The 22,666-nt window shown below is 37.4% G+C and carries 20 protein-coding genes and 2 tRNA genes; all 22 read left to right on the top strand.

The genetic code is table 11. The annotated features are described in order from the left end of the window. On the top strand, positions 1-2,254 hold a 2,254-nt coding region (locus OCV53_RS02505), incomplete at its 5' end, for an Ig-like domain-containing protein (RefSeq protein WP_172674539.1). 86 nt (positions 2,255-2,340) lie between these two features. Next, positions 2,341-2,413, top strand: a tRNA-Val gene (locus tag OCV53_RS02510). Between the two features lie 37 nt (positions 2,414-2,450). Beyond that, positions 2,451-2,524 (top strand) — tRNA-Met (locus OCV53_RS02515). A 192-nt stretch (positions 2,525-2,716) separates the two neighbouring features. Then, positions 2,717-3,193, top strand: coding sequence for a 2-C-methyl-D-erythritol 2,4-cyclodiphosphate synthase (ispF, locus tag OCV53_RS02520; protein WP_055196474.1), 477 nt, complete (start codon positions 2,717-2,719; stop codon positions 3,191-3,193). Position 3,194: 1 nt separating this feature from the next. Continuing rightward, positions 3,195-4,328, top strand: a complete 1,134-nt coding sequence (locus tag OCV53_RS02525; protein WP_055196475.1) for a GNAT family N-acetyltransferase — start codon at positions 3,195-3,197, stop codon at positions 4,326-4,328. Positions 4,329-4,331: 3 nt separating this feature from the next. Then, complete coding sequence (locus OCV53_RS02530) at positions 4,332-5,921, top strand: MBL fold metallo-hydrolase RNA specificity domain-containing protein (protein WP_055196476.1); 1,590 nt, start codon at positions 4,332-4,334, stop codon at positions 5,919-5,921. Positions 5,922-5,923: 2 nt separating this feature from the next. Then, entirely contained in the window at positions 5,924-6,658 is a 735-nt protein-coding gene (locus OCV53_RS02535; RefSeq protein ID WP_055196477.1) for a pseudouridine synthase, read from the top strand. Positions 6,659-6,668: 10 nt separating this feature from the next. Further along, the gene (gene ligA / locus OCV53_RS02540; RefSeq protein WP_334307841.1) at positions 6,669-8,606 is read left to right on the top strand and encodes an NAD-dependent DNA ligase LigA; all 1,938 of its coding nucleotides are present in this window, start codon (positions 6,669-6,671) and stop codon (positions 8,604-8,606) included. Between the two features lie 105 nt (positions 8,607-8,711). Then, positions 8,712-9,629 (top strand): homoserine O-acetyltransferase MetA, encoded by a 918-nt coding sequence (gene metA / locus OCV53_RS02545; protein WP_022374616.1) that lies wholly within the window; start codon positions 8,712-8,714, stop codon positions 9,627-9,629. A gap of 105 nt (positions 9,630-9,734) precedes the next feature. Continuing rightward, on the top strand, positions 9,735-10,817 hold the full coding sequence (locus tag OCV53_RS02550) for a ComEC/Rec2 family competence protein (protein ID WP_022374617.1): 1,083 nt from the start codon (positions 9,735-9,737) through the stop codon (positions 10,815-10,817). A gap of 42 nt (positions 10,818-10,859) precedes the next feature. Beyond that, complete coding sequence (locus OCV53_RS02555; protein ID WP_022374618.1) at positions 10,860-11,654, top strand: Cof-type HAD-IIB family hydrolase; 795 nt, start codon at positions 10,860-10,862, stop codon at positions 11,652-11,654. Beyond that, complete coding sequence (locus OCV53_RS02560; RefSeq protein ID WP_022374619.1) at positions 11,651-12,892, top strand: bifunctional folylpolyglutamate synthase/dihydrofolate synthase; 1,242 nt, start codon at positions 11,651-11,653, stop codon at positions 12,890-12,892. The genes OCV53_RS02555 and OCV53_RS02560 overlap by 4 nt, the downstream gene beginning before the upstream one ends. Continuing rightward, entirely contained in the window at positions 12,879-14,084 is a 1,206-nt protein-coding gene (locus OCV53_RS02565; RefSeq protein WP_022374620.1) for a tetratricopeptide repeat protein, read from the top strand. Before OCV53_RS02560 ends, OCV53_RS02565 begins: the two co-directional genes overlap by 14 nt. Positions 14,085-14,224: 140 nt before the next feature. After that, positions 14,225-14,530, top strand: coding sequence for an STAS domain-containing protein (locus tag OCV53_RS02570; protein WP_022374621.1), 306 nt, complete (start codon positions 14,225-14,227; stop codon positions 14,528-14,530). A gap of 19 nt (positions 14,531-14,549) precedes the next feature. Further along, complete coding sequence (gene spoIIAB / locus OCV53_RS02575) at positions 14,550-14,978, top strand: anti-sigma F factor (RefSeq protein WP_022374622.1); 429 nt, start codon at positions 14,550-14,552, stop codon at positions 14,976-14,978. After that, positions 14,971-15,696: a SigF/SigG family RNA polymerase sporulation sigma factor gene (locus tag OCV53_RS02580; protein WP_022374623.1), complete on the top strand. Its 726-nt coding sequence runs from the start codon at positions 14,971-14,973 to the stop codon at positions 15,694-15,696. Before spoIIAB ends, OCV53_RS02580 begins: the two co-directional genes overlap by 8 nt. Positions 15,697-15,790: 94 nt before the next feature. After that, a complete protein-coding gene (rho, locus tag OCV53_RS02585) occupies positions 15,791-17,140 on the top strand; it encodes a transcription termination factor Rho (protein ID WP_022374624.1) in 1,350 nt (449 codons plus the stop codon). A gap of 129 nt (positions 17,141-17,269) precedes the next feature. Then, positions 17,270-17,470 carry a 50S ribosomal protein L31 gene (rpmE, locus tag OCV53_RS02590; RefSeq protein ID WP_022374625.1) on the top strand — a complete coding sequence of 67 codons (201 nt, stop codon included), beginning with the start codon at positions 17,270-17,272 and terminating at the stop codon, positions 17,468-17,470. An 88-nt stretch (positions 17,471-17,558) separates the two neighbouring features. Then, on the top strand, positions 17,559-18,506 hold the full coding sequence (locus OCV53_RS02595) for a DUF1385 domain-containing protein (RefSeq protein ID WP_055196479.1): 948 nt from the start codon (positions 17,559-17,561) through the stop codon (positions 18,504-18,506). Next, the gene (gene prmC, locus OCV53_RS02600) at positions 18,499-19,350 is read left to right on the top strand and encodes a peptide chain release factor N(5)-glutamine methyltransferase (protein ID WP_055196480.1); all 852 of its coding nucleotides are present in this window, start codon (positions 18,499-18,501) and stop codon (positions 19,348-19,350) included. Before OCV53_RS02595 ends, prmC begins: the two co-directional genes overlap by 8 nt. 1 nt (position 19,351) lies before the next feature. Beyond that, the gene (prfA, locus tag OCV53_RS02605; protein ID WP_009265461.1) at positions 19,352-20,425 is read left to right on the top strand and encodes a peptide chain release factor 1; all 1,074 of its coding nucleotides are present in this window, start codon (positions 19,352-19,354) and stop codon (positions 20,423-20,425) included. Positions 20,426-20,495: 70 nt separating this feature from the next. Further along, positions 20,496-22,394: an NAD(+) synthase gene (locus OCV53_RS02610; RefSeq protein ID WP_055196481.1), complete on the top strand. Its 1,899-nt coding sequence runs from the start codon at positions 20,496-20,498 to the stop codon at positions 22,392-22,394. Positions 22,395-22,666 lie beyond the last annotated feature (272 nt).

Consider the following 22,666-nt stretch of genomic DNA (forward strand, 5'->3'; position numbering starts at 1 on the left):
TAATAGAATTCGACATGCATGGAATCTGGTTCAGATTGATGGAACATACTACTATGTAGATCCTACAAATGCTTATTTTAAAGAGGATGGAGAACCGGGAAGAGAACTGTTACTTGGTCAAAAATATCTATTCAGTCTTTATACTCCAGATAATACTACAATAGAGGATACCTATAAAAATATATCACAGGATGACTACTTAAAAGAACATTCCATATGCAAAGGAAATCATGATTTATGGGAAAGTGGACACAATGGAGCTACATGTGAAAACCCTGCAACAACAGTATATTCTTGCAAAAACAAGGGATGTTTATATAAAAAGTATGTAGAAACAGCACCGGACCTTGGTCATGAATGGGGTAATGCAAAAATCACTCAAGAGCAATCTTGTGAAAATCCGGAAATTACAACTTATACGTGTACTCATAGTCTTTGTGAAAGAAAAAAGCAAGTAGAAACCAAACCCGCCCTAGGTCATACCTGGGATGAAGGAAAGGTTACAAAAGAAGCTACCTGTTCCGAAACAGGAGTTAAGACTTATACCTGTACTCGCTGTGGTGGAACAAAAAACGAAGAGATCCCAAAAACAAAACATGACTATGAAGAGCATGTCGAAACTCCGGCAACCTGTACATCCAGAGGCGTCAGTTACTATGTATGTAAAAACTGCGGACTTACAACATCAAAAAAACAGACACCTGCGACTGGCCATATCCATACAGAAGTCCGTAACAAAAAGGATGCAACTTATACAGACGATGGTTATACCGGAGATACTTACTGTAAAGATTGTGGTAAGAAACTGGAAACAGGAACCATGATTCCAAAACTGGTAGAAAAAGAACATGACTACGGAGAATGGGTTCTTGATCAGGCTCCAACATGCAAAAAATACGGAGTAAGACACAGGATCTGTAAGAACTGCGGAGATCGAGAGGTCGATGTGCTTGACAAAGTCGATCATTCATGGGAACTTGTCTCAACAACACCTGCTACATGCATCATTGGAGAAATCCAACATTATAAGTGCAGCGTTTGTGGAGAGACAAAAGATGTGACATTAAGTAATCCATTAGGAGAGCATTCCTGGGATAACGGAAAAGTAACAAAAGAAGCTACCTGTACGGAAGATGGAGAAAAGACTTATACCTGTACTGTCTGCAATACGACAAAGACAAAAGTCATTCCTGCTACCGGACATCAGCACAAAGAAGTAAGAAACGCAAAGAAAGCTACCTGTACCGAAGATGGTTACACCGGAGATACCTACTGTACAGACTGTAATACAAAACTGGAATCTGGAACAGTGATCAATAAACTCGGTCATACATGGGATAACGGAGTGATTACAAAAGAAGCAACAGAAACCGAGGAAGGTGTTAAGACATACACCTGTAAGACATGTGGCGAAACAAAGACAGAAAAGATTCCAGTTACATCCCACCATTTGGATCAGGGAACGATCACAAAGAAAGCTACTTGTACAGAAAACGGAGAGAAAATGTATCATTGTACGGATGCAGACTGTGATAAAACATATGTAGAAACGATTCCAGCGACTGGGCACAAGTTTGATTCCTGGAAGACTGTAAAAGCCCAGAGTATCTACAGCGGAGCTGTACAGAAACGTACCTGTAATGCCTGCGGTAAAAAAGAAACAAGGATTGTTGGAGACAAACTAAAACCAGTCTTAAAGGTCAATACACCAAAACTACAGTTAAAACGTAGACAGAAAACACAGAAATTCACATTAACTGATATAGCAAAAGGAGATTCTGTTAAGTCATGGGTAAGCAGCAACAAGAAGATCGTAACTGTTTCAGGGAAACCAAATGGAACATGTATCATCAAAGCCGGTAAGAAAACTGGAAGTGCAAAGATCACGATCACAATGAGATCAAACCTGAAAAAGACAATCGGTGTTAAAGTACAGAAAAAAGCAGTAGCCTGTACATTCATTAAAAATGTACCAAAGAAGCTGACACTAAAACGCAAGAGATCTTATCAGTTAAAACCAGTGATCAATCCGATCACATGTACTTATAAAGCAAAATACAAGACTTCCAACAAGAAGATCGTAAAAGTAACATCCAAAGGAAAGATTACAGCAGTAAAGAAAGGAAAAGCAAAGATCACAGTGATGGTAGGCAAGAAGAAGTTTATCTGCATGGTAACTTTCGATAATATAAAAAAACAACACACAACAAAGCTCGTAAATAAGCCATTTTTACGAGCTTTAAAAAAAAATTAAAAAAACTTTCAAAAAAGTGTTGACATTTATCGAAAATGAGAGTATATTATTATTTGTCGTCAGGCAAGAGAGCTTGAAAGACACAAGGGATCATAGCTCAGCTGGGAGAGCATCTGCCTTACAAGCAGAGGGTCATAGGTTCGAGTCCTATTGGTCCCACTATCCATGAACCTCATGGAGTAATTTCATAACATATGGCGATGTAGCTCAGTTGGCTAGAGCATACGGTTCATACCCGTAGTGTCAGCAGTTCGAATCTGCTCATCGCTACTTAACTAAGACATATTCATTAGGAATATGTCTTTTTTCTTTATAAATGCTTATAAGGCTTTCTGATAGTTACACTTTTTCTCAATCACATAATGAATAAAATTCTTCAAAACCATCCCCAGAAATTTTGCCGAAAAGATGATAAAAAAATTTAATCATGTTATAATAAAAACAAAAAAGGAGAACTTATATATGCGTGTAGGAATGGGATATGATGTCCACAAATTAGTAGAAGGAAGAGCCCTGATCTTAGGTGGTGTAAAAGTACCTTACGAGAAGGGACTATTAGGTCATTCAGACGCAGATGTTTTGCTGCATGCGATCACAGATGCAATCCTGGGGGCAGCAGCACTCGGAGATATTGGAAAACATTTTCCAGATACAGATCCTGCATATCATAATGCAGACAGCATGAAATTATTAGAAGAAGTAGTGAAACTGATTGAAGACAAGGGATACGAGGTAGGAAATGTTGATGCAACAGTGATCGCACAGAGACCAAAGTTATTAAATTATATTCCAATGATGAAAGAAAACATCAGCAAAGTTCTCAAAGTTGATCCAGATCAGGTGAACGTCAAGGCAACAACAGAAGAACACTTAGGATTTACAGGAGAAGGGCTTGGAATCAGCGCACAAGCTGTATGTTTGCTAAACGAGAGGAAATAATATGGAATTAATTTATCAGGAAGAGAAAGAAGTAAAACCAGTCTATGACATGTATCAGAAGATTTTTGAAGATCCTGAAGAATTTGCAAAGTATTATTTTGAAGAAGTCTATGCATCCAATGAAGTGCTTCTGGCAAGAGAAGGCCAGAAGATCTTAGGAATGATACATTTGAATCCATACCATATAAGAACAGGGGAAAAGACATACACATTAAATTACATTGTAGCTGTAGCGGTATGGAAAGAATACAGAAGACAAGGAATAATGGCAGCAATGCTTACAAAGTGCTTAAATGACATGCATCAGAAGAGACAGCCGTTTACTTATCTGATGCCGGCGAATAAAGCATATTATGAGCCATTTCAGTTTACCTTTGTGATGGACTGGGAAGAAACGATGATTCATTCAATGAATGATTCGGACAAGATAATTCCAGCAATACAACAAGATGCAAGAATTGTCACAGCACCAGAAGAAGAATATGACCGAATTACTATATTTTTAGAACAATTTATGCAGCCATATCAGATTTATACAATTCCTGATAAGCAATATTTAAGAAGACTTTCAAAAGAAAGCCAGAGTGGTGAAGGGAACCTCATGGTATATTATGAGGGAGAACAATTGACAGGTGTTTTTGCAGAGAGTTTTGAAGATGATGAAGTGTATATCCGATGGGCATATTCAACGCAGCCAGAGAATATGCTCAATGAGATAAAATATCGATATAAGAATAAGAAGATTTATATTACAGAAGGTAATTTAACCAAAGGAGAAAAAATACCAAAGATTATGGCAAGGATCACAGATCTCACAGCGTGGGGAGAGATCCTTCATGGAAAGAGTGATTTTACATTCAGGATTTTGGTCAAAGATCCGTATATCAAGGATCAGAATGGTGTATACCAATTCCAATGCCTGAATCATAAGATATCCATTCAATGTGTAGATTCATCAAAAGAAAATGCATGCAAAGAAGGACGATCAGATGCACAAGAATGGGAAGATGAAATTTCAATTGACGAGCTGACACAGGTGTTTTTTGACAACAATGCAGGACAGATATTAAAACAGCATGAGTATCTGAAAGATATCGTGCCGGCTGGCCCAATCTATATTTCAGAGGAGGTATAAGCCATGAAGTTAATGTTTATCGGAGCAGATCATGAAGTAACCGGAAGCTGCCACTATGTGGAAGCCTGCGACAAAAGGTTTATTGTTGACTATGGAATGGAACAAGGGTTAAATGTGTACGAGAATGTCGAGCTGCCAGTGAATGCAGGCAGTCTGGATTTTATTTTGCTGACACACGCACATATTGATCATTCAGGATTAATTCCGCTGCTGTATGCAAAAGGATTCAGAGGAAAGATATTTGCAACAAGAGCAACGACAGATTTATGCGAGATCATGTTGCAGGATAGTGCGCACATTCAGGAATTTGAAGCAGAATGGAAGAATCGTAAGGCAAGGAGATCTGGAAAACCAGAAGTTGTACCAATTTATACAATGGATGATGCGGTAAATGTTATGCAGTATTTTGTACCATGCCCATATGGAAGACAGATCGAAGTTTCAGATGGGATTACCATCAGATTTACGGATATCGGTCATTTGCTTGGTTCATCAAGTATTGAAGTATGGTTAAGGGAAGATGATGTAGAGAAGAAACTTGTGTTCTCTGGAGATATTGGGAATTTTGATCAGCCTCTGATCAAAGATCCAAGCTATACGAAAGAGGCAGATTATGTTATTATGGAATCTACATATGGAGACCGCTATCATGGAAAACATCAGGATTATGTAACAGAGCTTACCAATGTGATCCAGAGAACATTTGACAGAGGAGGCAATGTCGTCATCCCATCATTTGCGGTAGGAAGAACACAGGAATTATTATATTATATCCGTCAGATCAAAGCAGAAGACAGAGTGAAGGATCATGGCGATTTCAAGGTTGTTGTAGACAGTCCGTTAGCGGTAGAAGCAACTAAGATCTTTAATAAGAACATTGACGAGACTTATGATGAAGAAGCAATGGAATTAGTGAAAGAGGGCATTAATCCGATCACATTTTCCAATCTTCATTTATCTATTACAACCGAAGAATCCAAGGCGATCAACTTTGAGACAGAGCCGATGGTTATCATATCAGCTTCAGGTATGTGTGAAGCTGGAAGAATCAGACATCATCTCAAACATAATCTTTGGCGACCGGAGAATACGATCATATTCGTAGGATATCAGGCATACGGAACATTAGGAAGATCATTGATTGAAGGAGCCAAGGAAGTGAAATTATTTGGTGAAACGATCAAAGTGTCAGCAGATATCGTTCGGTTAGAAGGCCTGAGTGGACATGCAGATAAGAATGGACTATTAAAATGGGTCAATAGTTTCGAGAAGAAACCAGAAGAAGTATTTGTAGTTCATGGAGAAGATGCAGTTTGTGAAGCATTTACATCCTGTTTAAAAGATGAATATAAATTTAAAGCGAGAGCACCATACAGCGGAGATGTGTATGATTTTATTTCAGATGAATGGATCGAATGGGGATCAAGAGAACGCATCCAGAAGAAACCAAAACAGAGTAGTGCTTATATCAGACTTCTTACAGCAAGCGAGCGTTTGAAATCTGTAATAGAGCATAATGAGGGCGGTACGAACAAAGATCTTGGTAAGTTTGCCGATCAGATCATAGCCCTCTGTGACAAGTGGGAAAGGTAACAATGAAAGAGACAAAACGTAAAACAGAAGATGCAGTGCGTATAAATAAATATTTAAGTCAGGCAGGAATCTGCTCCAGAAGACAGGCAGATACTTATGTTGAAGAAGGCAGAGTAGAAGTCGATGGAGAAATTGCAGTAAGCGGAACCAAAGTACTTCCGGGGCAGAGCGTGACATTTGATGGAAAGCCGGTAAAGATTCAGGAAGATCTGATCTTTCTGGCTTTTCATAAGCCAAGAGGAATTGTATGCACAGCAAGCAAGGAAGAGAAAGATAATATTATTGATTATATCAATTATCCAACAAGAATCTATCCAGTAGGGCGTCTGGACAAGGATTCACAGGGCCTGATACTTCTTACGAATGACGGAGAAGCAGCCAATCAGATCATGAAAGCGAGAAATTATCATGAAAAGGAATATGAAGTTACAGTAAATAAGCGGATTACAAACGAATTCATTCATAATATGAGGAATCCGGTTCCATTAGATGAGATCAATGCAGTGACAAGAAGATGCAAAGTAACAAAAGAAGGACCAGATCAGTTCCGTATTATTCTGACACAGGGATTAAATCGCCAGATCCGAAGAATGTGTGAATACTTTGGATATCGTGTGACAAAATTAAAGAGAGTCAGAATTATGAACATAGAACTTGGAAACCTCAAAGAAGGAAGATATCGAAAATTAACTCCGGACGAATTGAGAGAGTTAAAGAAGGAGCTAAAAAGTGAATGATTTAGAGAGAATGAAAGAACTCATCCAGATCTTAAATGAAGCAGGAAAGGCTTATTACCAGCAGGATAAAGAAGTCATGAGCAACCTTGAATATGACAAGATGTACGATGAACTTTTAGAACTGGAGAAAAAGACAAACACTGTATTATCCAACAGTCCAACGATCCATGTCGGATATGAACTGATGACATCATTAGAGAAAGAAGCACATCCATCACCAATGCTTTCTCTAGACAAAACAAAAGAACCAGATCAGCTGGCAGCATGGCTTAGTGGACATGATGGAATCTTATCATGGAAATTAGATGGATTAACGATCGTACTGACTTACGAACATGGAGAATTAGTCAAAGCAGTAACCCGTGGAAATGGAGAAGTCGGAGAAGTTGTAACAAACAATGCAAGAGTATTTGACAATGTTCCAAGACACATTTCTTACGACGGAACGTTAGTGGTCCGAGGAGAAGCGATCATTCCATATTCTTATTTCTATAAGATGAATGAAGAGATTGAAGATGTTGACAGCCAGTACAAGAATCCAAGAAATTTATGCAGTGGTTCCGTCAGACAGTTAAATAATGAGATCACAGCAAAGCGCCATGTGCATTTCTATGCATTCAGCGTAAGTGACATCGAAGGAATGGATTTTAATAATTCTTTTGAACAGAAACTAGACTGGGCAGCAAGTCTTGGATTTGACGTAGTTGAACATATCAGAGTAACAGAAGATACGATTCGAGGTGAGATTGAAGAATTTTCAAAGAAGATCGAACATTTTGATCTGCCATCTGATGGATTAGTATTAGTTTATGACGATCTTGCATATGGAAAAAGTCTTGGAAGAACAGCCAAATTCCCAAGAGATTCCATTGCATTTAAATGGGCGGATGAAATGGCAGATACAACATTGACAGAGATCGAATGGAGTCCATCAAGAACAGGGCTTATCAATCCGGTAGCAATCTTTGAACCAGTAGAATTAGAAGGAACAACCGTAAGCAGAGCAAGTCTTCATAATATCAGTGTGATGGAAGAACTGGAATTAGGAATTGGTGATGAGATTGTTGTATACAAAGCAAACATGATCATTCCTCAGGTCGCAGAGAATAAAACGAAAAGCGGCAAGATTGAGATCCCACATACATGCCCAGCATGCGGAGGAGAGACAAAGATTGAAGATGAAAATGGAATCAGAACTCTGATCTGTACCAACGAATTTTGCAGTGCCAAGAAGATCAAGTCATTTTCACATTTTGTATCCAGAGATGCAATGAATGTAGATGGACTTTCTGAGGCAACATTGCAGAAGATGATCGATGTTGGACTATTAAATGAAATTTATGATCTCTTTACATTAAAAGAACATAAAGAAGAAATTTTAGAATTAGAAGGATTTGGGGAGAAATCTTTTGAGAATCTGACAAAAGCAATCGAAGATTCCAGAAAGCCGGTATTGGCAAACTTTATTTATAGTTTGGGAATTCCAAATGTAGGACTATCCAATGCGAAATTGATCTGCAAGCATTTTAAAGAAGATTTCAAAGCGATCAGAGAAGCAAAAGAAGAAGATTTTACAGCGATCGACCAGATTGGACCGATGATCGCAAAGGCAATGGTATCATACTTCCATACACCTCATAATGAAAAGATTTTAGAAGTACTTTTAAAATATGTGCAGTTTGAAAAGAAAGAAGAAGTAGAAACTGAACAGATATTAGAAGGAAAGACGTTTGTTGTCACAGGTTCACTTAATCATTTTGATAATAGAAAACAGTTAAAAGAAGAGATTGAGCAGATGGGAGGCAAAGTCACAGGATCTGTATCCAAGAAAACAGATTACCTGATCAACAACGACAAGATGTCTCAGTCTTCTAAGAATAAAAAAGCAATGGAATTAGATATTCCAATCCTGAGTGAAGAGGACTTCTTAGAGTTAATTGGACGATAAATAGAGATTGCATAAAAAAGGCAAGAGTTTTATAATAGATATTTGACAGGAAAATCCTGTAAGCTTAGAAAGCAATCGAAAAAAGAGAGAAGGAGATTTGATAAAATGCCAATTCGAATAGACAGTGATCTGCCAGCAAAGGCGATCTTAGAAGAAGAGAATGTATTTGTGATGGATAATGAAAGGGCATGCACACAGGATATCAGGCCTTTAAAGATTGCAATTTTAAATCTGATGCCAAATAAACTGGATACAGAACTTCATTTACTGAGAAGTTTATCAAATACACCATTACAGTTAGATATCACATTTTTACAGACAGAATCCTATGTTCCAACTCATGTATCAGAATCACATATGGAGAAATTTTATAATTATTTTTCGGAGATTAAAGATACACGTTTTGATGGATTGATCATTACAGGGGCACCAGTTGAATTGAAGGAATTTGAAGAAGTTGACTACTGGGATGAAGTAGTAGAGATCATGGAATGGTCAAAAACACATGTAACTTCAACACTTTACATTTGCTGGGCGGCACAGGCAGGGCTTTATTACCATTATGGAATCAAGAAACATGTCTTAGATAAGAAGATTTCAGGTGTTTATGAACATCATCCATTACATAGTAAAGTTCCGATCATTCGAGGATTCGATGATAAGTTTTATGTACCACATTCAAGAAATACAGGTGTTGACGGAGAAGCGATCAAGAAAAATAAAGAATTAACAGTTGTTGCGGAATCAGATGAAACGGGACCATATATCATTCTGAATTCCACAGGAAGCCAGGTATTTGTAACAGGTCATCCAGAATACGATGTGATGTCACTCCATTATGAATATGTAAGAGACGTGAAGCGCGGACTGAATCCAGATATACCAAAGAATTATTACAAAGATAATGATCCAACAAAGAAACCAGTCAAGTCATGGAGATGCCATGCAAATACAATGTATTATAACTGGTTAAATTATTATGTATATCAGGTAACACCATACGATCTTGAAAAGAAAAAATAAAAACAAAAGGTTGTTGTAAGATCAAAAGATACAGCGACCTTTCTGTGCGTATAAAGGAAATACAGCAGATCGTACAATAGATATAAAATTGTAAGGAAAGATAGAATGAAAAAGAATAAGAAAAGCATATGGATCAAAGTCATAGCATTTTGTATGAGTCTTATGATGGCTGTATGCGGTACAGTTACCAAAGATAAAGTACAGGTAAATGCTGCAACAAAGCTTAAAGTACATTTTATAGATGTTGGGTGTGGGGATGCAATATTGATCCAATATGGAAGTGGGGTAAAAGCAGAGTACGGAATGATCGATGCAGGACCCGTTTACTATACCAAAACAAATAAGAAAGATGTAAATACATCCAACAGAGCAAGAAACTATTTAAAAAAGCAAAAGATCACACATTTAAAATTTGTTCTCCTGACACATCCACACCAGGATCATATTGGAGGAATGATTAAAATTTTAGATGATCCGAAGATCAAGATTGATACGATCTATGGAAATAATTTTGATCTGAAAGTACTTCAAAGTAGTAAGAATAAAAAGAAACAAAGTGCATCAACAGCAAAGCTGATCAAATATCGAGACGATGAGGGAATATATGCACAAGTGATCGCAAAGATTCAAAAGAAAGTGAAACGAAAAGAAACCGTATATGTTGTTCCAAAAGCAGGAGATAAAGTTTATCTTGGAAAAGCATGTATGAGATTCTATGGTGTTATGAATGCAAAATACAAATATGGAAGACGAGGAGATTTGAATTATCGTCAGGTAAACAAATATTCTATTGTAACCAGACTTACCTATAAAAGCAATTCATTTCTATTTACAGGAGATGCACAAAAAGAGACAATTGAACAGTTAGTGAAAAAAGGGTATAATCTACAGGCACAGGTTTTAAAAGTACCGCATCATGGAATGCAGGATATTTTAAAAAACACTAAAAAAGCAAGATCAGATCATCGATATTTATTTCAACGTGTAAAAGCGAAAATAGCTGTGATCAGTAATGGTTATAAAAACAGTTACAAGGCACCACATAAGAAGACACTTAATGAATTAAAAACTGCGAATGTTTATGATACAGGAAGCAGAGGAACGATTGTGATCACAAGCGACGGCAAACGATTATCTGTAAAAGTGCAGAAGGGGAAAGGCCCAAGTTATAAGAGAACAAAGAAATAAGATATTTACAATAAATCAGACAAAGATAAGAAAGGAAAAGAAATGATAAAACTGATCGCAACAGACATCGATGGAACATTATTAGCAGATGGGACATTAAAAATTAATCCAGAATATTACGATGTGATCAAGGAACTGCGAAACAGAGGAGTGCGAGTGATCGCAGCCAGTGGAAGACAGCGCTCAAGTATTAAGAAAGTGTTTGCACCGATCGTTGATGAAATAAGTTTTATTTCAGAGAATGGAACAGCTGTTTATTCAAAAGATTATCAGTTTATAAATAAGATTCCAGAAGATGTTGCAAGAGCATACATTCGTGAAGCAAGAATGTTTCCAGGATGTGAAATTACGATCAATAAGGATAATATGGCGTATTTTGAAAATGTTGGATTATATCGTTATATGATCGATGATTATGGATATAGAGGAGAATTAGTTGATAATATTGAAGATTATCTGGATGACGTATGTAAGATCAGCATCTTCCACCACAATTGCGCAGAAAAGATGGTAAGTCAGGAATTTGTGGACAAATGGAGCAAAACAATGAATATTGCTGTCTCAGGAAAATTCTGGCTGGACTGCACAAATCAAGGTGGAAACAAGGGATCAGCGCTGCAGCATTTTCAGGAAGCATATAAGATCAGTCCGGATGAAACACTTGCGTTTGGGGATAATATCAATGATATTGAAATGCTAAAACGTGCCAGCCACAGTTTTGCAGTAGAAAATGCAAGAGAAGAAGTAAAAGAGGTAGCGAATTTTATTGCACCTTCTTATAAAGAAGACGGAGTATTACAGGTGTTAAAAGCAGTATTACGCGGAGAATTGGCATGACATACGAAGAATCTGTAAAATATTTATACAAAATCGCAGGATTCGCCAAAAAATCTTCTCTGGAAGATATAAACTATTTATTAGAGCAGCTTGGAAATCCGCATAAGGATCTGAAGTTTGTACATGTAGCTGGAACTAATGGCAAAGGATCAGTTTGTGCATTTTTGGAAGCAGTCTTAAAAGAGCATGGGAAAACGACAGCAGCATTTACTTCACCACATCTGGTAAAGGTAAATGAACGAATCCGGCTGAATGGACAGGATATTTCAGATGAGAGATTTAAAGATGCCTGCAGCCGGGTGAAAGAATGTGTGGAAGCAGCAGTGGAAAAAGGAGTTAATCAGCCTTCTTTTTTTGAGATGATGTTTTTGATGGCGTTATGTATCATGGAAGAAGAACAGCCGGATATCTGTCTGATCGAGACAGGGATGGGTGGAAGATATGATGCAACGAACGTTATCATTCCAGAAGTCAGCGTGATCACATCAATCAGTATGGATCATATGGAATTCCTTGGACACACGATCGAAGAGATCGCATCACACAAGGCAGGAATCATAAAAAAGGCGATTCCTGTTGTAACAATGGAACAGGAACAGGCAGTATCTGATATTTTGAGAGAAGAAGCAAAGCAGAAAATGTCACCATTTTATGACGTTTCTGAAGATAATCTTAAATTTGAAGAAAAAGCAGCAAAATATATTGATTTTTTAAATGCGAGTGCGTATGATAAGAGAAGAGATGTGAGAACGAATATTGCAGGAACATTTCAGAGGGCAAACTTAGCAGTTGCACTTAAGACAGCCAAGATCTTATGCCAGCAGTTAGATGCTGACAAGATTTATAATGCACTGACACAGATAAAGATTCCGGGAAGGATGGAAGAGATCGCACCAGGGATCATTGTTGATGTGTCACATAATATTCAGGGAATGGAAGGCTTTGTAAAGACTGTAGAAGCCAATTTCCAAGGAAAGAAACGCATATTATTTGCAGCATCTCACAAGAATGAAGAAGAATACATGAAGAATATTTTGAAACAGATACCACAGATCGAAGCTTTTTATACAGTGGCGATCGATCACAGAAGGATCAGAGAAGAAGAATTTCAGAATGTTTTTCGTCAGATGATAGATCGAAGAGAGAAAGATACGGTCTGCTTTGTAGTCGGGTCATTTTACCTGGCAGGCATGGCCAAAGATTTCATAAATCAGGAGGAGAAAGATGTTAAATTATAATGAAGAATTAGAAAGATTCCAGCCATGTGCGGATCTTGAATCAGCAGAAGAGAATATTTATGGTAAAGAGCTTGAAGAGATTAAGAAGAATAAGACAGAATTATATAAAGCAAATCAGATGATCAAGAAATATAACCAGGCACTGAATTATGCAAAACAGGGCAATGATGACCTTGCAATGCTGCAGTTAAAGAACGTTGTAGCAGCAATTCCTAATTTTGTAGATGCATATCTTCTGATGGCTCTATTATCCATCAAAGAAGAGAATTATGATGATGCAAGACAGTTCCTTGATACAATCTTAAAGATTGAACCAGATAATGAATTAGCCGTTGAATATGGTAAGGAATTTGAGTCAAAAGTAGTGGAAGAAGAACCAGAGGAAAAAGAATCAGATAAGAAAGAAAAGAAAAAAGAAAAGAAAAAACAGACAAAGGCACAGACAGAGCAGCCACCAAAGAAGAAAGAGAGCCCATTTAAGATCTCATCTTTCCAGGAAAATGAATCTGCAGGAAAGAGCCCTATGTTTTATATGGTAACAGGTATTGTGATCGGTGTGATCGTTGCAGCTGTTTTGATCTATCCAACAGTCAGAGCAAGCTTTAATCACAAGAGTACAACACAGGTTGAAGATTATAAAGAACAGATTTTAGCAAAAGATACACAGCTAAAAGCAAGTGACAAGAAAGTAAAAGAAGCACAGAAAGCTCAGAAGAAAGCAGAAGATGAATTATCAGAATATATCGGAACAAGCAAGAAAGACGGAGTCTATGATTCATTATTAAAAGCATTACAGAAATACAGTGATCGTGATTATACAGGATCAGCAGACGCATTACTTGATATTGACAGCAAGAAATTGACAACAAAGAATATGAAGAGCATCTATAATGATCTGACAACAAAGGTTTATCCAAACGCTGCAACAGGATTATACAGCAAAGGAAAGAATGCATACTGGTCAAAAGACTACAAGACAGCGATCAACTACTTAAAGAAAGCAATCAAAGTAAGAGATACAAATAGTTATGCATACAGCTATCTTGGACAGGCATATGAAGCTTCAGGAGATACTAAGAATGCGAAGAAGACATATGAGACACTGATCAAGAAATTCCCAGGAACATCACAGGCAAGATTAGCACAGACAAAAATTGATGCTATGGGCAAGAAGGATGCAAAGAGTCTGTAAATAATAACAAAGACTAAGATACAAAAGATAAGAGAAAGAAGAACAAACGAAGATGTTTGAGCTTCTTTCTTTTATTTTTTGTATCTTTTTCTATAGAAGATTTTAATGAAAGATTCTATAAAAGGTCAGGAGGAAAGAATATGGCAACAGAGTACAAAATTGAAAACAGAAACCTATATATTTATCTGGATGGAGAATTGGATCATCATCTTGCGAAAAAAATAAAATACCAGTGTGATATCATTTTGAAATCATATCCGATCAAGGATATAGAATTTGATTTTACAAACTCACCATTTATTGACAGTTCAGGAATTGGAGTGATCCTTGGAAGATACCGTTATGTACAAGCAATGGGAGGCACCGTAAGATTAAGCCATATGAGCCCATCAGTCAAAAAGATCATTCATATGGCAGGATTGCATCAATTAGTAGAAGAAATATAAAAGATATGGGAGGATTTATATGTTGCATTTAGAATTTAACAGTGAATCAGAAAATGAAGGAATCGCAAGAATCGTAACATCTGCATATATCATGAGATTTGATCCAGATATGGAGGAAATGGAAGATGTAAAAACAGCGGTATCTGAGGCTGTAACAAACTGCATTGTACATGCGTATTTCGATGAAAATGGAAAGATTGAGATGGACATTTCTGATAAGGAACAGATTGTGAAAATAGAGATCACAGATCATGGAATTGGAATTCCGGATGTGAAGAAAGCGATGGAACCAATGTATACGACAAAACCAGAAGAAGAGAGGACAGGAATGGGATTTTCTTTTATGGAGGCTTTTATGGATGAAGTGCATGTATATTCAAAAGAAGGGGAAGGGACCAAAGTAATTATGACAAAGAAAATGGGAGAGAAGAATCATCTGAATGGATAAGGTAAGAGAACTTTTGCAGCTTACCAAAGAAGGAAATGAAGAAGCAAGAGAGAAACTTATCTTAGACAATGTAGGGCTGATATGGAGTGTAGTCAGGCGTTTTACTAACAGGGGGTACGAATCGGATGATCTATTCCAGATAGGGAGTATTGGGCTTATGAAAGCAGTTGACAAGTTTGATCTGTCCTATGATGTCAAATTTTCAACATATGCGGTGCCGATGATCACAGGAGAAATTCGAAGATTTATAAGAGATGATGGGATGATCAAAGTAAGCCGAACCTTAAAAGAAAATGCGTATAAGATCATGAAAGCAAGAGAAATGTTTTGCCAGACATATCAAAGAGAAGCAACTATCGATGAGATCAGCAGCATCACACAGATCGCACGAGAAGAGATCGTGACATCCATGGAAGCAAGCAGTGAAGTAGAATCTTTACACCAACCTGCGTACCAGAAAGATGGAAGCGAAATTCTTCTGATGGAAAAATTATCAAAGGAAGGAAATGAGACAGAGAAAGTGATCGACCATGTATTACTACATCAGGCGATGAAACATTTGGAAGAACGAGAACGACAGATCATCCAATATAGATATTTTGATGGAAAGACACAGCAGGAGATCGCTGGATTATTTCATATTTCCCAAGTGCAGGTTTCAAGAATGGAAAAAAAGATTTTAAAAAAGCTAAAAAGACAAATGGTTGGAAAATTTTGAAAAATATGCTAAAATGAAAAAAACAATACAAATCTGAACCGATCGTTAAAGGATAGTTCATCCATTTTCCCAGGTAAAAGGAGAAAGAATCAATATGACATATGAAAAAAAATCGGTGATCGAATTGCGTGAAATTGCAAAAGAAAGAAAGATCAAAGGGATTTCAACATTAAAGAAGAAAGAATTAATTGAGACATTAGAAAAATATGATCAAGAGAATTATAAAGAAGTAAAATCTAAAGAAGAAACTCATGGAGAGCATCAGGGAAGAAAGCATTATCAGAAGGAATTCCCTAAAAATATCAAGAGCCTGGACAGTGGACAGAAAGCACATGGAATTCTGGAAGTTATGCCGGATGGTTATGGATTTATTCGTTGTGAAAATTATCTTCCAGGAGAAAATGATATTTATGTTTCCCCTGCACAGATTCGTAAGTTCAATTTAAAAACAGGAGATATCTTAACAGGTGCGATTCGCATCAAAACACAGAGTGAGAAATTCAGTGCGTTGTTATTTGTGGAATCTGTCAATGGATATGAGCCAGAGATGGCAGCAAGAAGACAGCATTTTGAAGATCTGACCCCAATCTTTCCACACGAAAGACTAAGCATGGAAACAGAGAAATCATCCATTCCAATGCGTATGGTTGATCTGTTATCGCCAGTTGGAAAAGGTCAGAGAGGAATGATCGTATCACCTCCAAAGACAGGAAAGACAACTTTGTTAAAACAGATGGCACAAAGTATCAGCAAGAATTATAAAGATATCAAATTGATCGTATTATTAATTGATGAGAGACCAGAAGAAGTTACAGATTTTAAGGAATCTATCGAAGGAAAGAATGTTGAAGTTATCTATTCTACATTTGATGAATTACCAGAACATCACAAGAGAGTATCAGAGATGGTATTAGAACGTGCAAAACGTCTGGTAGAACATAAAGAAGACGTTGTGATCCTTTTAGACAGTATCACAAGGCTGGCAAGAGCCTATAACCTTACAGTACCACCAAGTGGAAGAACATTAACTGGTGGACTTGATCCCGCAGCACTCTACATGCCAAAAAAATTTTTCGGTGCAGCCAGAAATATGAGAGAGGGCGGAAGTTTAACGATTCTTGCAACAGCACTTGTTGAGACAGGAAGCAAGATGGATGATGTGATCTTTGAAGAATTCAAAGGAACCGGTAACATGGAATTAGTTCTAAACCGCAAACTCGCAGAGAAGAGAATCTTCCCAGCTGTTGATATCGCCAAATCAGGAACAAGAAGAGAAGAATTATTACTTACAAAAGACGAGAGAGAAGTTGTCACAGCACTCCATAAAGAATTATCTGGAAATCGCTCCGAAGAATTTATGGAACAGATGCTTGATCTATTCAAGAGAACCAAGGACAACAAAGAGTTCGTCGCATTAACAAAAAGATCTTTATTAAGAAAATAAAAAAATGTTTGCAATTTCAAATAAATTGTGATAGAATAAAAAAGCTGTTTATTAAACAAGAAATGACGAAAGTCAAAGTATGTAAATGTTGGCAAAATCCAACAAATTTTTTAGAAGAGGTGAAAGAACATGCGTGAAGGAATCCATCCAAAGTATTATCAGGCAAAAGTAGTATGTAACTGTGGTAACGAATTCGTAACAGGATCTACAAAGGAAGATATCCACGTAGAAATCTGCTCAAAATGTCATTCATTCTACACAGGACAGCAGAAAGCTACTCAGGCTCGTGGACGTATTGATAAGTTCAATCGTAAATATGGTGTTAAGTAGAAAATTAAGAAATCAGGTTGAGGTTATCAAAATCTCAACCTTTTTTTTATGCAATGGGGAAGTCCCAGCATAGTAATAGGAGATAACAATGGCGGTTCGTATTGGCGGGCAGGCAGTGATCGAAGGCGTAATGATGAAGAACATGGATCGTTATGCAGTATCCGTGCGAAAGCCCGATGGAAAGATAGAGACAAAAGTAGAAGAATGTGTAAGCTTTGCAGAGAAACATCCATTATTTAAATTACCGATCCTTCGTGGAATGGTAAACTTTTTAGAATCAATGGTGATCGGAATGCAGACGCTTAATTACTCTGCATCTTTTTATGAAGATGAAGAAGAACAAACAGAAGAAAAGACCGAACAGTTTTTGGAGAAATTTCTAGGAGAAAAAGCAGAGAAGGTAATCATGGGAATAGTCCTTGTATTTTCATTAGCAATTTCCATCGGATTATTTATGATCCTTCCATATATTGCATCAGAAGCAGCAGGAAAGCTCATTCATAATGAATACGGAATCCTGTTGATGGAAGGAGTGATCCGAATTGTGATTTTTCTTGGATACATTGTACTGATCTCACAGATGGAAGATATCAAACGGGTATTTATGTACCATGGAGCAGAACACAAAACGATCAACTGTTTAGAAGCAGGTGTGGAACTTACCACTGAAAATGTGGATAACTATTCAAGATTACACAAAAGATGTGGAACAAGTTTTATTTTTATCGTCATGATCATCAGTATGGTATTTTTCTTCTTTATAAGAGTGGATACCATCTGGTTACGAATCGTGTTAAGATTATTATTTTTACCATTGGTGGCTGGCGTTTCCTATGAATTTATCAGACTTGCAGGAAGCAGTGACCATCCACTTGTACAGATTTTCTCAAAACCAGGACTGGCACTTCAGAAACTGACAACGAAAGAACCAGATCATTCTATGATCGAAGTTGCGATCGCATCAGTGGAAGGCGTATTTGACTGGAGAGAATATCTGGATAGTCTGAATAAAGGGGAACAAAAAGAAGATGAATAGAAGAGAATGGGTCCTCTATGGACAGAAAGAACTAGAAGAAGCACAGATTGAGAATGCATCTGGTGATGCATGGTATTTATTTTCTGAATGTTTTCATATATCAAGGGAAGACTATCTGTTCGGAATGACGGATGAGATCAATGATAAAGAAGCAGAAGAAAGATATAAAGAATTGATTCAGAAGAGAAAAGAACATGTGCCATTGCAATATATTTTAGGAACACAGGAATTTATGGGATATACATTTAAGGTAACACCAGATGTGCTGATTCCAAGAGCAGATACAGAAACAGTATTGGAGGAAGTGCTTCTTAAGGTCCCGCAGACCTTAAAGAATCTGAAAATTTTGGATTTATGCACTGGTTCAGGCTGTATTGCGATCAGTCTGGCATTGATTTTAAATCCAGAAGTATGTATTGGGACAGATATCAGTGAAAAAGCATTAAAAATTGCAAAAGCTAATGGCGAAAATCTCGCACCTATGGTAAAATTTATTCAAAGTGACCTTTTTGAGAATGTCACAGGAAGCTATGATCTGATCATTTCGAATCCGCCCTATATTACAACGGAAGAATGTGGGAAGCTGATGCCGGAGGTAAAAGACTATGAACCGATGTTAGCACTCGATGGGAAGGAAGATGGACTTTATTTTTATAAGAAGATCATCAAAGAAGCGAAAAACTATTTAAATCCACAAGGAATGCTCGCATTTGAGATCGGATATGATCAGGGAGAAGCAGTGAAGAATTTGATGGAAGCACAGGATTTTGCCTGTGTTGAGATAAAAAAGGACCTGGCAGGATTAGACCGGCTGGTCTTTGGATTTGCAAGAGAAGGAGAATAAGATGTTTGATAAGTTAGAAGGTTTAGTAGATCGTCTGGACACTGTACTGCAGGAATTGAATGATCCAGATGTAGCAGGTAACCAGAATCGTTTCCGTGATCTGATGAAAGAACAAAATGAGCTGACACCGATCGTGGAAAAATACAAAGAATACAAAGCAGAGAAACAGAATATCGAAGATAGTTTGATGCTTTTAGAAGAAGAGTCTGACGAAGAGATGAAAGAACTTGCCAAGGAAGAACTGAATGAATCTAAGGCAAATGTGGAAAGATTAGAAGAAGAGTTAAAGATTCTCTTAATTCCAAAGGATCCAATGGATGATAAGAATATCATCGTTGAGATGCGTGCTGGTGCCGGTGGAGATGAAGCTGGGTTATTCGTCGCTGACGTTGCACGTATGTATCGAAATTATGCAGAAAGCAAACGTTGGAAAGTAAATACATTAAGTTTTAATGAGAGTGGAATCGGTGGATTTAAAGAACTTGTATTCATGGTATCTGGACAGGGTGCATACTCAAGATTCAAGTACGAAAGCGGTGTACACCGTGTACAGAGAATCCCTGCAACAGAGTCTGGAGGAAGAATCCATACATCTACAATTACGGTAGCGATCATGCCAGAAGTGGAAGATGTGGAAGTAGAAATCGATATGAACGATTGTAAGTTTGATGTATTCCGTGCATCAGGAAATGGTGGACAGTGTGTCAATACAACAGACTCTGCGGTACGTTTAACACATATTCCAACAGGAATCGTTGTATCATGCCAGGATGAAAAATCACAGTTAAAGAATAAGGACAAAGCGTTAAAGGTATTACGTTCCCGTCTGTATGAATTAGAACAGCAGAAAGCACATGATGAAGAAGCAGCAAAGAGAAAGAGCCAGATCGGTACAGGAGACCGTTCTGAAAAGATCAGAACATACAATTATCCACAGGGTCGTGTTACAGATCACAGAATCAAGCTGACACTTCACAAATTAGATTCTATCATGAACGGTGATTTAGATGAATTGATCGACAGCTTAACAGCAGCAGATCAGGCAGCAAAATTAAGTAACATGGAAGAAGAATAATACAAAGAGATTTATAAGGGGTCAGGTGATCAAACCTGGCCCCTGCATATATTTAATTGAGGTATATAAAATGAAAGATGGATTTATCAAAGTTGCAGCCGCAACACCAAAGATCAAAGTGGCAGATCCTGCATACAATACAGAAGAAATTTTAAAGATCATCGATGAGACAGAAAAAAATGGAGCAAGTATTCTGGTATTTTCTGAATTAACGATCAGTGGATATACATGTGGTGATCTATTCTTGCAGCAGCCACTTTTAACAGAATGTAAAAATCAGCTTTTAAGAATTGTGAAAGCAACTGAAAATAAGAGTATGTTAGTTGTTGTAGGCTGTCCGATCGTTATAAAACAAAAATTATATAATTGTGCGGTTGTGATCAGTGATGGCAGTATTTTAGGAATCGTGCCAAAAACACATTTACCAAACTATTCAGAATTTTATGAATTACGTCATTTTACATCTGGAGAAGGATTAGAAGAAGATCTTTGGTTTGGAGAAGAATTTGGTTATGTAAATGTAGCCGTGAATCAGTTATTCAAATGCAAAGAGATTCCAGAACTTGTGGTAGCATGTGAAATCTGTGAAGATCTCTGGGTACCACTTCCACCAAGCACATATCACGCAATGGCAGGAGCAACGGTGATCTGTAATCCATCTGCAAGTGTAGAGACAACAACAAAAGAATCTTATCGAAGAAGCCTTGTATCAAATCAGTCAGCAAGATTGTTAGCGGCTTATATCTATGCTGATGCAGGAGAAGGAGAATCCACACAGGATGTTGTATACAGTGGACACCATCTCATCTGTGAAAATGGTTCAGTTTTAGCAGAAGCAAAACGATTTACAAATGAGATTATCTATGCAGATATCGATGTGCAGAAATTGGCAGCAGAACGAAGAAAGATGACTTCTTTCCCAGGAGGCCAAACAGATGATTATTTTGAACAGGAATTTTCACTAGAAGTCAAAGAAAACAAGATCACAAGAACATTCCCGAAAGCACCATTTGTACCAGATAATCAAGATGAAAGGGATAAACGATGCGATGAAATCTTATCTTTACAGTCTATGGGACTTAAGAAACGTCTGGAACACACAAACTGCAAACATGCAGTCGTAGGAATTTCAGGTGGATTAGATTCCACATTAGCAGTCTTAGTTACAGCAAGAGCTTTTGATCTGTTAGACATTCCAAGAGAAAACCTGATCTGTGTGACAATGCCATGTTTTGGAACAACAGACAGAACTTACCAGAATGCCGTATCCCTGATCAAAGAATTAGGAGCGACACTCAAAGAAGTAAGAATCGAAAAAGCAGTCCGCCAGCATTTTGCAGATATCGGGCATGATGAAAATAACCACGATGTAACTTATGAAAACTCTCAGGCAAGAGAAAGAACACAGATTCTGATGGATATGGCAAATCAGTACAATGGTATGGTCATCGGAACTGGAGACATGTCAGAATTAGCGCTTGGCTGGGCAACATATAATGGCGATCATATGTCCATGTATGCAGTGAACTGTTCTGTACCAAAGACATTAGTACGCTATCTTGTACTCTATTATGCTGAAACAACAGATAATAAGAAATTATCTGAAGTACTGATGGATGTCCTAGACACACCAGTAAGTCCAGAATTACTTCCACCAGTTGACGGAGTCATTTCACAGAAGACAGAAGACTTAGTCGGACCATATGAACTGCACGATTTCTTCTTATATTATATGTTAAGATTCGGATTCCCAAAATCCAAATTATACCGCATGGCAAAATTAACATTTGATGGTGTATACGATGATGAAACGATCAAGAAATGGCTGGATAAATTCTATTGGAGATTCTTCAGCCAGCAGTTTAAACGTTCTTGCCTGCCAGATGGACCTAAGGTTGGTAGTGTAGCAGTATCACCTCGAGGAGATTTAAGAATGCCAAGTGACGCAAGTCCAACGGCATGGATCTAAAATAAATAAAAGTCAGTTGGAAACGCGCTTTCGCTCGACTCGCACGTAGCGGACACTAAATTCGACAGCGACGAATACTCGTCACTGCTCATTAAGTGCCGACGAGCTCCTACGGTTTTCAACTGGCTTTTATTTATTTTAGTGAAAGTTTGTTGGTAAAAATAAAGAACATAACTTGTTTTAGGATATGTGAAAATTTGTTGGAATTATAAATAAATTTCGTTATAATGATTATATATTACGGAAAGAAAATGCGAAAAAGAGGAATGAAA

Source organism: Anaerostipes amylophilus, from assembly GCF_025567365.1.
Classification (GTDB): Bacteria; Bacillota; Clostridia; order Lachnospirales; family Lachnospiraceae; genus Anaerostipes; species Anaerostipes amylophilus.

Coding starts and splice junctions, on each gene's coding strand:
- ispF (WP_055196474.1), top strand. CDS start 2,717: ATGCGTGTAGGAATGGGATATGATGTCCACAAATTAGTAGAAGGAAGA.
- OCV53_RS02525 (WP_055196475.1), top strand. CDS start 3,195: ATGGAATTAATTTATCAGGAAGAGAAAGAAGTAAAACCAGTCTATGAC.
- OCV53_RS02530 (WP_055196476.1), top strand. CDS start 4,332: ATGAAGTTAATGTTTATCGGAGCAGATCATGAAGTAACCGGAAGCTGC.
- OCV53_RS02535 (WP_055196477.1), top strand. CDS start 5,924: ATGAAAGAGACAAAACGTAAAACAGAAGATGCAGTGCGTATAAATAAA.
- ligA (WP_334307841.1), top strand. CDS start 6,669: ATGAAAGAACTCATCCAGATCTTAAATGAAGCAGGAAAGGCTTATTAC.
- metA (WP_022374616.1), top strand. CDS start 8,712: ATGCCAATTCGAATAGACAGTGATCTGCCAGCAAAGGCGATCTTAGAA.
- OCV53_RS02550 (WP_022374617.1), top strand. CDS start 9,735: ATGAAAAAGAATAAGAAAAGCATATGGATCAAAGTCATAGCATTTTGT.
- OCV53_RS02555 (WP_022374618.1), top strand. CDS start 10,860: ATGATAAAACTGATCGCAACAGACATCGATGGAACATTATTAGCAGAT.
- OCV53_RS02560 (WP_022374619.1), top strand. CDS start 11,651: ATGACATACGAAGAATCTGTAAAATATTTATACAAAATCGCAGGATTC.
- OCV53_RS02565 (WP_022374620.1), top strand. CDS start 12,879: ATGTTAAATTATAATGAAGAATTAGAAAGATTCCAGCCATGTGCGGAT.
- OCV53_RS02570 (WP_022374621.1), top strand. CDS start 14,225: ATGGCAACAGAGTACAAAATTGAAAACAGAAACCTATATATTTATCTG.
- spoIIAB (WP_022374622.1), top strand. CDS start 14,550: ATGTTGCATTTAGAATTTAACAGTGAATCAGAAAATGAAGGAATCGCA.
- OCV53_RS02580 (WP_022374623.1), top strand. CDS start 14,971: ATGGATAAGGTAAGAGAACTTTTGCAGCTTACCAAAGAAGGAAATGAA.
- rho (WP_022374624.1), top strand. CDS start 15,791: ATGACATATGAAAAAAAATCGGTGATCGAATTGCGTGAAATTGCAAAA.
- rpmE (WP_022374625.1), top strand. CDS start 17,270: ATGCGTGAAGGAATCCATCCAAAGTATTATCAGGCAAAAGTAGTATGT.
- OCV53_RS02595 (WP_055196479.1), top strand. CDS start 17,559: ATGGCGGTTCGTATTGGCGGGCAGGCAGTGATCGAAGGCGTAATGATG.
- prmC (WP_055196480.1), top strand. CDS start 18,499: ATGAATAGAAGAGAATGGGTCCTCTATGGACAGAAAGAACTAGAAGAA.
- prfA (WP_009265461.1), top strand. CDS start 19,352: ATGTTTGATAAGTTAGAAGGTTTAGTAGATCGTCTGGACACTGTACTG.
- OCV53_RS02610 (WP_055196481.1), top strand. CDS start 20,496: ATGAAAGATGGATTTATCAAAGTTGCAGCCGCAACACCAAAGATCAAA.